The sequence below is a fragment of the Arthrobacter tumbae genome (genome assembly GCF_016907495.1).
Lineage (GTDB): Bacteria > Actinomycetota > Actinomycetes > Actinomycetales > Micrococcaceae > Arthrobacter_D > Arthrobacter_D tumbae.
On the sequence record NZ_JAFBCC010000001.1, the window covers coordinates 707678 to 723217 of the forward strand.

Annotated in this window: 12 protein-coding genes; 6 read left to right on the top strand and 6 right to left on the bottom strand. The window is 65.5% G+C overall.

Going from position 1 to position 15540, the window contains the following annotated elements; all coding sequences use genetic code 11:
• Positions 1–32: 32 nt before the first annotated feature.
• The 3 genes from JOD47_RS03400 to JOD47_RS03410 all read right to left on the bottom strand — a co-directional run bounded on the left by JOD47_RS03400 (position 33) and on the right by JOD47_RS03410 (position 3316).
• Positions 33–1136, bottom strand: a complete 1104-nt coding sequence (locus JOD47_RS03400; RefSeq protein WP_204531945.1) for a polyprenyl synthetase family protein — start codon at positions 1134–1136, stop codon at positions 33–35.
• A 146-nt stretch (positions 1137–1282) separates the two neighbouring features.
• Positions 1283–2551 carry a geranylgeranyl reductase family protein gene (locus JOD47_RS03405; RefSeq protein WP_204531946.1) on the bottom strand — a complete coding sequence of 423 codons (1269 nt, stop codon included), beginning with the start codon at positions 2549–2551 and terminating at the stop codon, positions 1283–1285.
• Positions 2552–3316, bottom strand: coding sequence for a demethylmenaquinone methyltransferase (locus tag JOD47_RS03410; RefSeq protein WP_204531947.1), 765 nt, complete (start codon positions 3314–3316; stop codon positions 2552–2554).
• A gap of 85 nt (positions 3317–3401) precedes the next feature.
• On the opposite strand from JOD47_RS03410, the gene JOD47_RS03415 reads away from it, so the two are divergent.
• From JOD47_RS03415 to JOD47_RS03435, 5 genes are all read left to right on the top strand, one after another.
• On the top strand, positions 3402–4754 hold the full coding sequence (locus JOD47_RS03415) for an isochorismate synthase (RefSeq protein ID WP_204531948.1): 1353 nt from the start codon (positions 3402–3404) through the stop codon (positions 4752–4754).
• A gap of 154 nt (positions 4755–4908) precedes the next feature.
• Complete coding sequence (locus JOD47_RS03420; protein ID WP_239547991.1) at positions 4909–5679, top strand: transporter substrate-binding domain-containing protein; 771 nt, start codon at positions 4909–4911, stop codon at positions 5677–5679.
• A 79-nt stretch (positions 5680–5758) separates the two neighbouring features.
• The gene (locus JOD47_RS03425) at positions 5759–6544 is read left to right on the top strand and encodes an amino acid ABC transporter permease (RefSeq protein ID WP_204531952.1); all 786 of its coding nucleotides are present in this window, start codon (positions 5759–5761) and stop codon (positions 6542–6544) included.
• Positions 6545–6546: 2 nt separating this feature from the next.
• Positions 6547–7299, top strand: a complete 753-nt coding sequence (locus JOD47_RS03430) for an amino acid ABC transporter ATP-binding protein (protein WP_204531954.1) — start codon at positions 6547–6549, stop codon at positions 7297–7299.
• Positions 7300–7387: 88 nt separating this feature from the next.
• On the top strand, positions 7388–8806 hold the full coding sequence (locus JOD47_RS03435; protein ID WP_239547992.1) for a D-alanyl-D-alanine carboxypeptidase family protein: 1419 nt from the start codon (positions 7388–7390) through the stop codon (positions 8804–8806).
• A 16-nt stretch (positions 8807–8822) separates the two neighbouring features.
• Here JOD47_RS03435 and menD read toward each other — a convergent pair whose 3' ends face one another.
• The 3 genes from menD to JOD47_RS03450 all read right to left on the bottom strand — a co-directional run bounded on the left by menD (position 8823) and on the right by JOD47_RS03450 (position 13901).
• Positions 8823–10493: a 2-succinyl-5-enolpyruvyl-6-hydroxy-3-cyclohexene-1-carboxylic-acid synthase gene (gene menD / locus JOD47_RS03440; RefSeq protein WP_204531956.1), complete on the bottom strand. Its 1671-nt coding sequence runs from the start codon at positions 10491–10493 to the stop codon at positions 8823–8825.
• A 127-nt stretch (positions 10494–10620) separates the two neighbouring features.
• On the bottom strand, positions 10621–12759 hold the full coding sequence (locus tag JOD47_RS03445; protein WP_239548276.1) for a PhoX family protein: 2139 nt from the start codon (positions 12757–12759) through the stop codon (positions 10621–10623).
• Between the two features lie 161 nt (positions 12760–12920).
• Positions 12921–13901 (bottom strand): o-succinylbenzoate synthase, encoded by a 981-nt coding sequence (locus JOD47_RS03450; protein WP_204531961.1) that lies wholly within the window; start codon positions 13899–13901, stop codon positions 12921–12923.
• Positions 13902–14075: 174 nt separating this feature from the next.
• Between JOD47_RS03450 and JOD47_RS03455 the strand changes: the two genes are divergently transcribed.
• Entirely contained in the window at positions 14076–15533 is a 1458-nt protein-coding gene (locus JOD47_RS03455; protein ID WP_204531962.1) for a glutamyl-tRNA reductase, read from the top strand.
• Positions 15534–15540 lie beyond the last annotated feature (7 nt).

Genomic DNA, 15540 nt, shown 5'->3' on the forward strand with positions numbered 1-15540 from the left:
GATTGTGCTCCCGCGCCGGCAATACCCGCGAGTCAGACGTCGCGGCTGACGACCGCCTGCGCAAAGCTCGCCAGGGCGGTCTTGACCATGCTGTCAGGCAACGGGTCGAGCGCGGTCACGGCGTCTTCCGCCCACTGCTTCGCGACCGTCCAGGCCTGCTGGGTGGCGGAGTGCTCGCGAAGAGCGGACACAGCTTCAGCCAGGGCTTCATCGGACCTCAGATCGCCGTCGACCAGCTCTAGCACGCGCTGCGCGGAATCGTCACCGGACGCTGCCGCCTGCCGCAGCAGCAGCACGGGCAGCGTCGGCACGCCCTCGCGCAGATCAGTGCCCGGGGACTTGCCTGATTTGTCCTTCAGCCCAGTGACATCGATGACGTCGTCAGCCAGCTGGAACGCCACTCCGACCTTCTCGCCGTAGGACACCATGACGTCCACGGCGGACGCCGGCGCATCCGCGAAGATTGCGCCCAGCTGCCCGGACGCGGCGACCAGCGAACCGGTTTTGTCCGCAATGACCGACAGATAGTGTTCTACCGGATCCTCGCCGTCCCGTGGGCCGACCGTCTCATGCAGCTGGCCCAGGCACAGCCGCTCAAAGGTGCGCGCCTGAATACCCAGCGCACGGGATCCCAATTCCGAGACCAGGATCGACGCCCGCGCGAAAATCAGGTCCCCGGTCAGGATGGCCACGGAGTTGCCCCACACTTCGTGGGCCGTGGGGGCACCGCGGCGGTAGGGCGCGGAGTCCATGACGTCGTCGTGATAGAGCGTTGCCAGATGAGTCAGTTCGACGACGACGGCGGCAACCACCACCTCCGCCTTGCGTGCGTCCCCCAGATGGGAGGCGAGGATGGTCAGCAGCGGACGGATTCGCTTGCCGCCGGCTTCGACCAGGTGACGGGAGGTGGCATCGGCCAGCGGGTCGGAACTGGAGATCGCTTCGCGCAACTGCTTCTCGACCTTGGCCAGGCATGTCGACACCGCAGGACCAAGCTCCGGGTCCTCAGCGATCAGGGCGAAACCCGCCGGCAGGTGCATCCCGGTAGCGATCACACCGGTGCTCGGGTCCAGCTCGTCGATGAGCGGCCGCGGGTGGCCAGCGCGGGTCCAGCTGGTGTGGGGGGAATCCGTCATGGGTCTAAGCCTATCGGGCGAGGGACCCGATGCGAGCGCAGCGAGTTGGAGGACCCCAAACCGGGGAGTTTTGTACAGGTCTAGTGGATTCCAGGCGATGGAACCCACCGGAGGTGCGCAAAAGTTCCCAAGGGGTTTCGGGTTACCTACTGGTTGCTGGTCGCCGGCACCAGCTTCTCGAGCACATGGATCAGCCGATCCTCAAAGCCCTTCGGCGAGGAGTCGGTGAGATTGGCCAGCATGCGCACAACAAACCGCATCAGCACGGGGATGGGCATGCCCGTGCGCAGCGCAAGGCGAAGGATGGCCGGTTTACCGATGAGCCCCGCGAAGATCCGCCCCAGGGTGAAGTGGCTCCCCCACTGGTCCCGGACGTAGGGCGCGTAGCCGGCAAGCACGGTGTCCCGTCCGGACCCTGGCGAAGCGGTGAGCGACCGCTCGATGAACTCGGCCGCATACCGCGCCGACTCCATCGCATAGGAGATGCCCTCACCATTGAACGGCGACACCATGCCCCCGGCGTCCCCCAGCAGCAACAGTCCGGGTGAATAGTGCGGAGTGCGGTTGAAGCCCATCGGCAACGCCGCACCACGGATCTCACCGACCTGGTTCTCCTCGGTGAACCCCCACCCTGCGGGCATCCCGGCGGTCCAGTCACGCAATACCTGCTTGTAGTCAAGCTTCCCGAACGACGCCGAGGAGTTCAAAATCCCCAGACCCACGTTCGAGGTGCCGTCGCCCACACCGAATACCCAGCCGTAACCGGGCAGCGGCTTCCCGGAGGCGTCCGGCAGCTCCAGCCAGCCCTCCATCCACGGATCCTCATGCCGGGGACTCGTGAAGTAGGTACGCACTGCCACGCCCAGCGGCCGGTCATCCCGCTTGGCCATGCCAAGGCTCACCGCAGTCCGCGTCGAGTTACCGTCCGCAGCCAGCACAACGTCGGCGCTCAGTGTCTTCTGCTCGCCGGTCCGGCGACCGTTGGGCCCCAGAACATTGACGACGACGCCGGTCACCCGCCCGGATCCATCCCGCACCGCTTCGGTGACGGAATGGCCCTCAAGAATCTGCGCACCGGCGGACCGGGCGTGCGAGGCGAGCTGCTCATCGAAGCCGAGGCGTGTGCGTACCAGCCCATAGGAGGGGAAGTCGGACAGCTCGGGCCAGGGAAGCTCCACCGTACGGCCTCCGGCCAGCAGCCGCAGACCCTTGTTCCGCCGCCAACCGAGTTCCTCGCCATGCGGCAACCCAAGCAGCTGGATCTCCCGGACGGCGCGCGGCGTGAAACCGTCACCGCACACTTTCTCCCGGGGGAAGAACGTCTTCTCGACAACCGTCGTTTCGATCCCTGCGGCGGCCAGGTAATAGGCGGCTGTGGACCCGGCAGGCCCCGCACCGATGATGAGGACTGACACCTAGTTGGCAGCCCTGCTGCTGCGGCGCCGGCCGCGCGTCTGGGAGCCGGCCGCCGTCGTCGTGATGGTGTCTTCCGGTTTGGTGGCGCGGTGCACAGCGACGATGCCGCCGTTGAGATTGCGGTACGCGACCGATCCCCAGCCGCTCTGCGTGATCCAGCCCGCGAGCTCGTCCTGGTTGGGCCAGGCGCGGATGGACTCGGCGAGGTAGACATAGGCGGCGGGGTTGGAGCTGACCTTGGTGGCGATTGCCGGAAGCGCCCGCATCAGATACTCCGTGTACAGGGTGCGCCACAGTGGAATGACGGGCTGGGAGAACTCGGCAATGACCAGCCGTCCGCCAGGTTTGGTGACGCGGAGCATCTCCTCGAGCGCCCTGGTGGGCCGGTCTACATTGCGCAGGCCGAAGGAAATGGTGGAGGCGTCAAAGGAGTTGTCCGCGAAGGGAAGGTCGGTGGCGTCTCCGGCGATGAAGTCGATATCCGGCCGGCGGCGCTTGCCCACACGCAGCATTCCGAGTGAGAAATCACACGCGATGACGTTCACCCCGGCGTCCGCGTAGGGCTCGCTCGAGGTGCCCGTTCCGGCTGCGAGGTCCAGCACCCGGTCCCCGGCCTCCGCGTTCACGGCGTCAACGACAATCCGCCGCCAGCGGTGGGTTTGCCCCAGCGACAGCACGTCATTGACGACGTCATACTTGGGCGCCACGTCGTCAAACATGGCGGCAACTTCGTCGGGACGCTTATCCAGCGATGCTCGATTCACTCCCTCATTGTCTCAAACATTGCAGGGCACCCCCAATCCGCACCAGGGACGGGCGGGCTGCCGCTCGGGAGTACGCTAGATCATCATGAGCAATCCGTCCCCTGCCGCAGTGGCGACGCCGCTGAATCAGGCGCCGGCACTTCGCAGCATCACCTTTGAGCGGGGCGACCTTCAGCTCGATACCGGCCTCCTGGACTTCGTTGTGCGGAGCGATGTTCACACCTGGATCCGGCGCGGCGGCGGCATCGTGGCCTTTGGGGAGACGGCGCGCTTCACCACGCACGGTCCCGGCCGCTTCGCGGACGCACAGGCGTGGTGGCGCGAGGTTGTTGCGGCGGCTGATGTCGTGGACCCCCTCGCCCAGCCGGGCAGCGGGTTAGTGGCATTCGGCTCGTTTGCCTTTTCGAAGACGTCCCGTCATCTGTCGCGCCTGATAGTGCCGCGCATTCTTGTCGGCAGCCGCGAAGGCAAGAGCTGGATCACCTACATCACGGACGACGACGGCGCAGAGTTGAGTGCCTCCGCCGCCGAAGCGGAACTCGCCGCCTACCTCGACGAGGTGGAGCCCGAACGCGAGCCCTGTCCGGGCGACCGGCTTGCCCCGGGAATCCTCACCGAAGAGCAGTGGATGACGGCCGTCAGCCGCGGAGTCGCGCACATCAGGGAAGGTGAGCTGAGCAAGCTCGTGCTCGCCCGCGATGTCGTCGCAGAACTCGGATCGCCCATCTCGACGTCGCAGGTGCTCCGTGAACTCGCTGTCCGGTATTCCGATTGCTGGACGTACTCGGTGGACGGGCTCATCGGCTCCACGCCGGAAATGCTCATCAAGGTCGAGGACCAGACCGCCCGTGCCCGGGTACTGGCGGGAACCCTTGACCGCTCAACTGAGCCCGCCGGTGACAGCGGATACGCGAAGCGCGTCCTGGCGGGTTCCGAGAAGCAGCAGCACGAGCATGAGATCGCGATCGACTCCCTCACCCGGCAGCTGGAACCGTTCACCCGGACCATGACATCGCACAGCGAGCCGTTTGTCCTTGAACTTCCCAACGTGTGGCACCTGGCATCGGATGTCAGCGCAGAACTGGCCGTGGACACCGAGGGCAACGTGCCGTCGTCGTTGGCTCTGGTGGAGGCGCTCCATCCCACTGCCGCCGTGTGCGGGACACCGACCACGGTGGCCGGCGAGCTGATCCGCGAGCTGGAGCACCTTGAGCGTGGCCCCTACGCCGGCCCGGTGGGATGGATGGATGCGACAGGAAACGGTGAATGGGGTATCGCCCTGCGCGGTGCCGTCGTCGAGACTCCCACCCGAGTCCGGATGTACGCCGGGTGCGGAATCGTCGAGGCGTCCCAGCCGGTCGCGGAACTGGCGGAAACGTGGAGCAAGTTCCGGCCGATGATCGAGGCGCTGGGGCTGCGGGCACCACTACGATCCTGAATCAGATTCATTCTGACTGTTGGTTACCAATAGGCAATGCCTGTAGCCTGTGATGCACATCTCTATACAGCTAGAATCGTCCATGACGTTTCTTTACTCCCGTTCAAAGCTGAGGTACTGCATGTTCTCCAAGATTTCAAAGTCACTTGCTGTTATGGCAGTTGGCACGCTGGCACTGACCGCATGTGGCGGCGGAACCGAGTCCGGAGAGGGCGGCGAGGCAGCAGGCGGCTCCGAACTGAACCTCGTCTCCCCCGGCACCCTGACCGTCTGCTCCGACATTCCCTACGAGCCGTTCGAATACGAGGAGAACGGTGAGTATGTCGGGTTTGATATGGACCTGATGCGTGAAATCGCCACCGGGCTTGACCTTGAGTTCACTGTGCAGGATGTCGGCTTCGACGGCCTGCAGTCCGGTGCCGTGCTTGCCGCAGGGCAGTGCGATGTCGGCGCCAGCGCCGTGACCATCACTCCTGAACGGGAAGAGAACCTGACCTTCGCCGACCCGTACTACGACTCCCTGCAGTCGCTGCTGGTTCCAGCTGACTCTGACGTCGCCACTCTTGAAGACCTCGCCGGTGAATCCGTGGGCGTCCAGCAGGGCACAACGGGCGAACAGTACGCGCGCGACAATGTTCCCGCGGACACCGAGGTAGTAGCCTTCCCGAGTGACGCCGAGCTCTATGCGGCACTGCAGGCCGGCAACGTTGCCGCGATCCTCCAGGACTTGCCGGTCAACCTGAATCACACCCAGGAAGGCGAATACACAATCGCGGCGGAGTTCGAGACCGACGAGCAGTACGGGTTCGCGTTCCCCAAGGAGGGAAGCGAGGCACTTGTCGAAGCTGTGAACAGCCAGCTCGGCGAACTGCGTGACAGCGGCACGTATGACGAGATCTACAACACCTACTTCGAGGAGCAGTAACCTTTCCACGGATATGCGGCAGTTCCAGATTCTGGAACTGCCGCAGCCGTGTTCACCTCCGGACAGATAGGTCAAACACGTGAAACCCACCACCCGTAAGCGGCTCTTCCGGGGTGTCCTTTATGCCATCTTCGTCATCGCCGTCGCCGTCGTTGTTCTGCTGGCCGACTGGGAAGCGATCCGCACGAGCTTCTTCGATCTCGAGGTCGCCGCTGAGGCGTTCCCGGAGATCATCACCATCGCGGCGAAAAACACTATCCTCTACACAGCCATCGCCTTTGTCGGAGGCATGATCGGCGGGCTCATCCTGGCGCTGATGAAACTCTCCCCCGTCGGCCCCTACCGCTGGCTGGCGACCGCCTACATTGAACTGTTTCGCGGCCTGCCCGCGCTGCTGGTGATTTTCGGATTCGCCTTCGCCGTCCCGATCGCCTTCCAGTGGCGCCCGCCCGGCGGAAGCGCCGGCGCCGGCTTGATTGCGCTCATTCTGGTCGCCTCGGCCTACATCGCCGAGACCATCCGCGCCGGCATCGAAGCCGTACCCAAAGGCCAGGTGGAGGCCGCCCGCTCGCTGGGCATGCGTCCCTCGTGGACTATGGTGTCGGTGGTCCTTCCGCAGGCGTTCCGCATCATCACGCCGCCGCTGACCAACGAGCTGGTCATCCTGATCAAGGACACCTCGCTGCTGTTCATCGCGGGCATGGCCCTCGGTGACCGCGAGCTCACCACCTTTGCGCGTGACCTGACGTCCTCTCAGGCCAACCCCACGCCGCTCGTGCTCGCTGCGCTGATGTACCTGGTCATCACCCTTCCGCTGACGCAGCTGGTTGCCAAACTGGAACGCCATAACAAGAGAGGCCGGTAGTCATGGCCGCATCACCAAGGACCGATGTCCCCGCCATCGAGGTACGTCAGCTGTGCAAGTCTTTCGGGGACAACGAGGTACTCAAGGGCATCGACTTCCACGTTGATCAGGGCGAGGTGGTCTGCGTTATCGGCCCGTCCGGCTCGGGCAAGTCCACGCTGCTGCGCTGCGTCAACCGGTTGGAGGAGCCCACGTCGGGGACCATCATCGTCGAGGGTCTCGACATCACCGACGAGGACACCGACCTGGACAAGGTGCGTACCCGCATCGGCATGGTGTTCCAGCAGTTCAACCTGTTCCCCCACCTCACGGTTCTGCGAAACCTGACGCTCGCGCAGATCCGCGCGAAGAAGCGGGGCAAGGCGGAAGCCGAAGAAATCGCCCGCCGCAACCTGGACAAGGTGGGCCTGGCGGACAAGGTCGATGCCTTCCCGGCCCAGCTTTCCGGCGGCCAGCAGCAGCGCGTCGCCATTGCCCGTGCGCTGTCAATGGACCCGGACATGATGCTCTTCGACGAACCGACCAGCGCTCTTGACCCGGAGCTGGTCGGGGACGTTCTCGATGTCATGAAGCAGCTTGCGCGTGACGGCATGACCATGATGGTGGTCACCCACGAGATGGGCTTCGCCCGCGAAGTCGGCGACCGCGTTGTCTTCATGGACGGCGGGATCGTGGTTGAGCAGGGCAAGCCGGACGATGTCCTCGGAAACCCGCAGCACGAGCGCACGAAGAGCTTCCTCTCGAAGGTTCTCTGACCCTACGGTGAGGGCCATTTCCAAACGGGTTGGTGCGTGCAAAAATGAACGCACCAACCCGCCGAGGTCTCCCTACCGCAGGAATCCCATGTCCGAGCTTCTTCCCACCGGACGTCCGCGCCTGAAGGCACGGTTCGCCGCCGTCGTCGTTGTTTGTTTCGCCCTGCTCACCGGCCTGCTGGCCGCGCCGCCGGCCACCGCCGCACTCCCGGTCAGCGATCCCAACAATGCCCAGGTGCTGGTGACTAAGTCCCGACCGCTCAATCCCCTTCGGTACATTCCGCCGGACCTCGTGTTCTTCCCAGGAACCAACTACGTGCTCCGGCGCGAGGTGTCGGCGAACCTGCAGAACCTGTTCGCAGGCGCCCGGAGCGCCGGCGCCCCGCTTGCCGTGGTCAGCGCGTACCGCTCCTATGACCAGCAGGCCGCGCTGTACAACTCGTACGTGGCCCAGTACGGACAGGCCGTGGCGGACACCATTTCAGCCCGTCCCGGCCACAGCGAGCACCAGACCGGGCTGGCGGTCGACGTCGGCAACCTGAACGGCTCGTGCGGCCTCGGCGCCTGCTTCGCGACCACCGCCGGCGGCCGCTGGGTGGCGGCGAATGCGCACCGCTACGGGTTCATCATCCGCTACCCGGACGGATATCAGCCCACCACCGGCTACACCTTTGAGCCGTGGCACCTTCGCTATGTCGGCCGGTCCGTGGCCACCGAGATGAGGACCCGCGGCATCCCCACCATGGAGCACTACTACAACGGCTCCAACCCACCCATCCGCCATTCAGCTGACCTGGTTACCGTCGATTCGTTTGGCTTGCTCTGGCGGTATTCGCCCGACTACCTCGGCAAGCTTCGCCAGCGAGTTCGGATCGGTAGTGGCTGGAGCCCGGTCAAGGGTGGTTTCACCACCGACTGGAACGCGGATGGGATTCATGACGTCCTGGCACAGTGGAACGATGGAACCCTCACGCTCTACCGCGGTCGTTTCAGCGGTGGATTCCACGCACCTATCCGAATAGGAAGCGGATTCGGGTCTTCAGAAATCACCGTCGGACACTGGATTCGGGGCAGCCGTTATCCCTCCCTGGTGGCCAAGGACGCACAAGGTTCTCTCCTGCATTACGCAAATGGCTCCGGGGGTGCGCTCTCTTCCAGTCGCGTCACACGGATTGGCGCTGGCTGGCAGGGCCTCCGGATTGCCATGGCGGATTGGAATAAGGACGGCAATCAGGACATCCTTGCCACCCGTGCAAACGGGGAGTTGGCGCTCTACCGCTCCAATGGCCAGGGCCGGTTCATCAGCGAGAGCAGACCGGTTATCGGCACTGGGTGGGGTTCCTTGAACAGCCTGACGGCCGTTTCAGGATTCCAGGGGCCGAACTCCTACGGACTCCGCGCGCGGACTAGCGGCGGAGAGCTCCGCTACTATCCGATGTTGGGAAACAGGTGGGGAACAACTGCAATCGTCGGACATGGATGGCAAACAGCACGTCTTTTCCGGTAACGGCGCTGACTCATCGTCAGTGCCCGACGGCGTCCAGCACCGCCTGCTTTACCCTCGCGTGCATTTCGCGCAGTGTGGCGCGGTCGGTCCGCACCTCCAGGACCGACCGGCCGCTGATCGGTTCCTCCAGTGCCGAGTCCAGCTCCTCCACGGTGCTGACGGTCCGGTGCGGAACACCGTAGCCTTCGGCCAGCGCGGCGAGGTCCGCGGAGTGCGGCGTGCCGAACAAGCGTTCGACGGCGGGTCCATAGCGTTCCAGCGTTGCCGGGTTGCCGTGTTCGAGCAGCCCGAAAATACCGCCGCCTGAATCATTGAGCACAATCACCTGCAGGTCCGGTTCCTCTTCGCCGGTCCCGAGCAGGAGGCCGCCGGCGTCGTGGAGGAAGGTCAGGTCACCGACCAGGAGCCGGGTGGGGATGCCTGCGGCGAGCGCGATCCCGGCGGCGGTGGAAATGGTGCCGTCGATCCCGGCGAGACCCCGGTTGGCGTACACCTCAAGCGGGTGCCAGTCGCCCGTGGCCATCAGGTCCACGTCGCGAATGGGGTTCGAGGACCCGAGCACCAGATTGTCCGTCGTGTTCTCCCACACCGCGTCCGCCACGTGCAGGCCGGTCAGGACCGGCTCCTCGGCTAGATGCAGTTGAAGGCTGGCCTCGGCCCGGGCGCCGGCTTCACGCCACTCGCCGAGCCAACCGTCTGCGCCGCGACCGGCGAAGGCCAGGAGCTCATCGAGCGTGCTGATCAGCCGTTCGGGGCGCCTGCCCTCCTCGAACCAGGCCTGCGGTTCAGGCAGATACAGTGCACGTTCCACGTCCGTCCTGGCCAGCAGCGCCGCGACCGGCCTGGACAGGGTGGGCCGGCCAAAGACAACAACACGCTCGATTCGTGGGCCGAACCGCTCGAGAAGCAGCCGGTACGCGCCGATCACCGACGATCCGAACCGTGCATTCGATGAGGGCTCCGCCAGCAGTGGCAGGCCCAAGTGCTGCGCGAACACCGCCGCAAGCTCCCCCGCACCATGCCCGGCGACCACAACGGTGCGTGCGCCGTCGCTCGAGGGAGGAGCCGCCGTCGTCGTCTGTGTGGGTGCGGTTGCTGTTCCCCCGGACTCGCCCCCCGCGTCGATGGACGCCGCGCCGGCCGCGCCCGCGGCGTCGTCAAGACCCGGCACCAACGGGTCCCGGAACGCCAGGTTCACGTGCACGGGACCTGCCGGACCGTTGGCGCCGCGCGCTTCGGCGAGCGCCCGGCCGAGGAACGGCGCAGGATCGGTTCCGGCGGGGACATCCATGGCGGCACGGACGTGGATACCGAACAGGCCCGGCTGCCGGGTGGTCTGGTTGGCGCCGGTTCCGCGCAGCTCGTCCGGCCGGTCAGCGGAGAGGACCACGAGGGGAACAGCGGCGTGGTTGGCTTCCATGACCGCCGGAAGCAGCTCCCCCACGGCGGTACCGGAGGTGGTGACGACGGCGGCCGGCCGTTGTGCACCGAGCGCGAGGCCCAGCGCGGTGAAAGCACCCACCCGTTCATCGATGCGCACGTGGATGCGGATCTCCCCGCGTTCGGCTGCCTCGGCGAGCGCGTAGGCGAGGGGTGCGCTGCGCGACCCGGGAGCGAGAACGACGTCGGTGATTCCTGCGGCAGCGAGGGCTGCAGTCACGCGGCGGGCTGATTCGATGGAGTCCACTCCCCCATCCTCACATCCTTGTGCGCCACCTCAGGGAACTTTTGCGCAGATTCGGCGGGTTGACGACCGGTCGAACCCGCCGAATCTGCGCAAAAGTTCCCGCGAGAGTTCCTCTGGGACTCCGGAGTTACTTGGCGTCGCGGCCGCCGCGGTTGTCGTCTGTGCGCGGCTTACCCTTGCCGTGTCCGCGGCCGGGCTTGTTGTCACCCTTGCCTGCGCGCTCGGCCGGGAAGACCTGGATCACTGACGGGCGGGGCAGTGCGCCCTCGCCGCGCCTCGGCGCAGTGCCTGCCTCGACGTAGTCGGGGAACAGGGAGTTCTGCGCGCCCCAGGCGCCGTCCTCGCCTGGGTGCTGAACGGCGACGAAGACGTTGCGTTCGTCGTCGTGAATGATCGGTCCGCAGGTCTCGCCATCGCGCGGAACCGCGAGGAACTGGTCCACGCGGCCGCGCTCGCTGCCCTCGAGGCCCACCCGGAAGAGTCCGTCGCAGTAACCGATGGTGCCCGGCTGGCCGTCGGTGGAAATCCACAGGTTGCCGGCAGTGTCGAACGCCAGGTTGTCCGGGCAGGAGATCGGGGACACCTTGTCCGTCGGGTAGCCGCTGAAGTAGGTGCTCGAGTTGGTAGCGGGATCACCGCAGACCATCAGCAGGTTCCAGGTGAACCGAGTGGAGGTCTGGTCGCCGCCGTTCTCGGTGATCTCGACGATGTGCCCGTCGCGGTTGCGGGTGCGGGGGTTCGCCTCGTCCACCGGAGCGGAGCCCGGGACACCGCGATTGGTGTTGTTGGTGCACGCAACGTAGACCTTGCCGGTTGCCGGGTTGGGCTCAACGTCTTCGGCGCGGTCCATCTTCGTGGGTCCCACCGTGTCCGCCGCCAGCCGGGTGAAAACGGTGACCTCAGCGGCGCTCATGCCCGGAACCGCGGACTCGTTGTCGATGATCAGCGGCAGCCACTCGCCGACGCCGTCGAATGCGCCGTCGGAGGGAAGCGCACCCGTGCCGTCGATTTCCGGAACGGAGTTGCCCTGGAAGCGGGCCACGTACAGGGACCCCTCGGAGAGCAGGTCCATGTTCGCCCTGCGGTCCTCGGCGCTGTTACCCGTGCGGACGGTGTTCTTCGAGACGAACTTGTACAGGTAGTCGAAGCGCTCATCGTCGCCCGAATAGGCAACCACCCGGCCGTCGCCCGCGACGATGACGTTTGCCCCCTCGTGCTTGAAGCGCCCGAGCATGGAGTGCTTCTTCGGCGTGGAACTTGGGTCGAACGGATCGACCTCCACGATGTAGCCGAACCGGTTGGCTTCGTTGGCGTAACCCGCGTTGCGGGTGTCGAAGCGGGGCTCGTCGGTTTCCCAGGCGCGGCCGGTGGGGCGGGACGTGAGGCCGTAGCGACGGTCGGCGTCGGACGTGCCCGGAGTGACGAAGTAGCCGTTGAAGTTTTCCTCGCCGGAGAGGATGGTGCCCCACGGTGTGGTGCCGCCGGCGCAGTTGCCAAGCGTGCCGAGGATGGTGCGCCCCGCGGGGTCATCGATGGTCTTCACGAACTCGGAACCAGCGGCCGGGCCAGTCAGCTCGTACGGTGTGTCCAGCAAATAGCGGCGGTTGAGCCCCGCGCCGACGATGTAGCTCCAGGGAGCGTTCTTGTTCTTCCGCTCAAGCTCGACGACGGAGAGCCCGTGGGCTGCGCGTGCGATGGCGCGAACCTCCGAAGCGGCCAACTCAGGCGGGAACATGATGCTCTCGTTGGTGTACTCGTGGTTGGCGAAGAGGACGGCGCGGCGGCCCTTGCTGCCGGGAATCTCGACGATATCGGTGTAATCGCAGTTGTAGCCGAACTGTTGCTCCTGCGCGGCAGCGCTCTGGTTGTTGGCGTCGAACGCCGGAGCACCACGGAACAGCGGGTCCCCCCAGCGGATCACCGGACGCCAGGCGAATCCTTCCGGAACAGTGAAGTCGTCAACGAGCGCGTCCACCGGGTTGATCGGCGTGAACTTCAGCTTCCCTTTCCCACCGGGGCGCTTCATCGCTACAGCGGGTGCAATGCCCGTTCCGCCCGCTGCCAGCTGCTGTGCGTTGGCGCCGATGAGCATGGTGAGGGCGCCCACGGCTCCTGCACCCATGACGCTGCGGCGGGAGAGCTCGTTCGAGACGATGTCGCGGAAGTAGTTGTTGTTGCTGGTGTTGCAGACCGCAGAGGCGCAGGCGTTGTCGCACTTCAGTGCGCAGGTGACGGCACTGCGTTTGCCGTTGGTGTGGCCGAGCATGGGCAGGAGACGGCGCTTGGTGTCGCTCACTGAAGGAACCTTCCGATGTACAGATGTGGGGTCGGTCCCACCCTGACAAGCGAAGTGAACCTTTGGAGGTTCCTTCGGTGAACGCCAACCCAACGAGGGGCGAATACCGGCCGTCATGCGGCGAAGAACCGCTACAGTTTCCCGGCCACCCGCCCCAGCCGTTCGAGCCACCAGTTCGCACGGTCCCGTGGAGCCTGATGACGATCAAGAAACTCCTCCGTGACGGTGAGCGGCCGCACCGGCAACCAGCCGCCGTCGGGCAGTAGCGGTTCAGGCGACACGTCGCCGTCCATCAGCGACAGCGTCGCCAGCCCACACGCATACGGCAGCTCCGGCAGTGACGCAGCCAGTGCCACCCCCGCGCTGATTCCCACCGAGGTGTCCAGTGCAGAACTGACGACGGCGGGAAGTCCCGCCTGCGCCACAATGTCCAGTGCCCGCCGCACACCTCCGAGCGGCGCGACCTTCACAACGATCAGATCCGCCGCGTCCTCCCGGGCGACGCGCAGCGGGTCTTCGGCTTTGCGGACGCTTTCATCCGCGGCGATGAGCACCGGGAGTCCGCGCCGCTGCAGTTCCAGCCGCACGGCGCGCAGGTCTGCGGTGTCCAGGACGGGCTGCTCGGCGTACTCAAGCGAGTAGGGCGCAAGCGCCTCCAGCGCGGTCAGTGCCTCGGCGGTGCTCCAGCCGCCGTTGGCATCGATGCGCAGGTTCGCCTCCGGGAGGAGGCGGCGCACCTCCGCCACGCGCGCGACGTCGTCCTGAAGGGACTGCCCGCGTTCCGCCACTTTGATCTTGACCGCGCTCAACGCGCCGAAGCGCGCCAGGACGGGTTCGACGCCGGACGCCTGCACCGCGGGGACGGTCGCGTTCACCGGGACACGGCTGCGCACCGGCGCCGGGAATCCTTCCCATGCGGCTTCCACCGCAGCGCGGAGCCACGCAGCCGACTCGTCGTCGTCGTATTCGGGAAAGGGGGAGAATTCGCCCCAGCCGGCCGGTCCGTGCAGAATCAGCGCCTCGCGATGGGTCAGTCCGCGGAAGCGGACGCGCATCGGCACGGAGACGATGCGCGCCGACGTCAGCAGCTGGTCAGCAATCGGGTGCTCCATGTGCCCAGCGTACGCTCGCACCAGTCAGCTTCCCGCCACGAAACAGGTCACCACAGCCCTGCGATGCGTGCAACGGTTCAAGGATTCCCAAAGGTGTCTGCGCGACGCTGTGCAGGTAAACAGAGGTTGTGAGCGATCCCGACCTCACGCGCATCTCTTTGGGAGGAGATGGTCTTGGCTGCCGTATTACGCTCAATCTGTTCCCAGGCAGAACCCGGCGGGAAGAATCCCGTGCTGGTCGCACTGGTGGTGAACTACCGCGACCTTGACGTTGATGCAGCAGCGCGGCTACATACCGTATCAGCACCGCTGCTCTGGCAGCTTCTCACTGACGGGCCCGCCGTTTCGGGTGTGGTGGTTCTGTCCACCTGTAGTCGCTTCGAAATTTACTGTCAGGTATCTTCCGACGTCTGCATTGTGAGCACGCGCTCGACCGTTCTGAGCGCCCTCAGCCGCTGCTCGGGGTTGTCCCTCTCCCGGCTCTTCTCAATCTTCAGGCAGATTCAGGGCCAGCTCATGGTGAGACACCTTTTCACCGTTGCGTCCGGCCTTGATTCGGTCATTGCGGGCGAACATCAGATCGGAGGCCAGGTCCGTCGCGCCCTTTCCGAAGCCCAGGCTGCAGGTACCGCAACGGGCGCCCTGATCAGGCTGTTTCAGGCATCTTCCCGCACGGCCAAAACTGTGGCGACACGTACCACTGTCAATGCGTCCGGACGATCCATCGCAGCTCTTTCCCTGGATATCGCCCTTTCTGTGACAAAGCTCAAAACGCTGGCCGACGCCTCTGTTGTGATCTTCGGGACCGGAGCGTACGCCGCCCACATCATGGAGGTACTCAAAGGTCAAAAGTGTGCGGCCGTGTTCGTCTACTCCTGGACCGGTCGAGCCGAAGACTTCGTCGCCGTCAGGGGCGGAACCGCGCTGTCCCTACCGGAACTACCGGCCGCTATCGCCGCAGCAGACATCATCCTCGGTTGCAGCGGCAATGGAGCCCGCCTCGATGCCTCCGCGCTTGGTGCATGGAGACAGCACGCACCACGCCCTCTCGTTGCCATAGACCTCTCTCCTACCAATGATTTCGATCCTGCCATCGCCGACCTTCCGGGCCTCGAACTGCTGACCCTAAAATCAATCCGGCGTGCAGCCCCGGAAGCGGACATCGAGGCACTGCGCCAGGCTCATGGCCTGGTCGAGGACGCGGTGCACCGCTTTGAAGAACAGGAAAGCATCCGCCAGATGGATTCAGCCATCGTCGCTTTGCGCCAGCACGTGGAGAGCGTCCTTGCAACGGAGCTGGAGAAGGTCCATGAACAGGGCGGAGGCACCGCAGTTCCGGAGGCCGGCGCCGCCTTGCGCCGGATGGCGCAGCAGCTTCTGCACACACCGATGGTCAGAGCACGGGAAATGGCCACAGCCGGCGAGCATCACGCCTACATCGCAGCTCTGGATGCTCTTTTCGGTATCAGCGTTGCGCTCCCCGATCCGGATGGTTCTCCCGGGGCGCCCGAGCCCGGTGTCATCCCCCGGCCGCATCGCGGGCAGCCTTGTCATCCGCAGCCGCGCGGCGAATCACGAGCCCCGGGCTACTGGCCGGAAGCATGCCCAAGCCGAGAGGCAGCAGCGATCTAGCACCGCG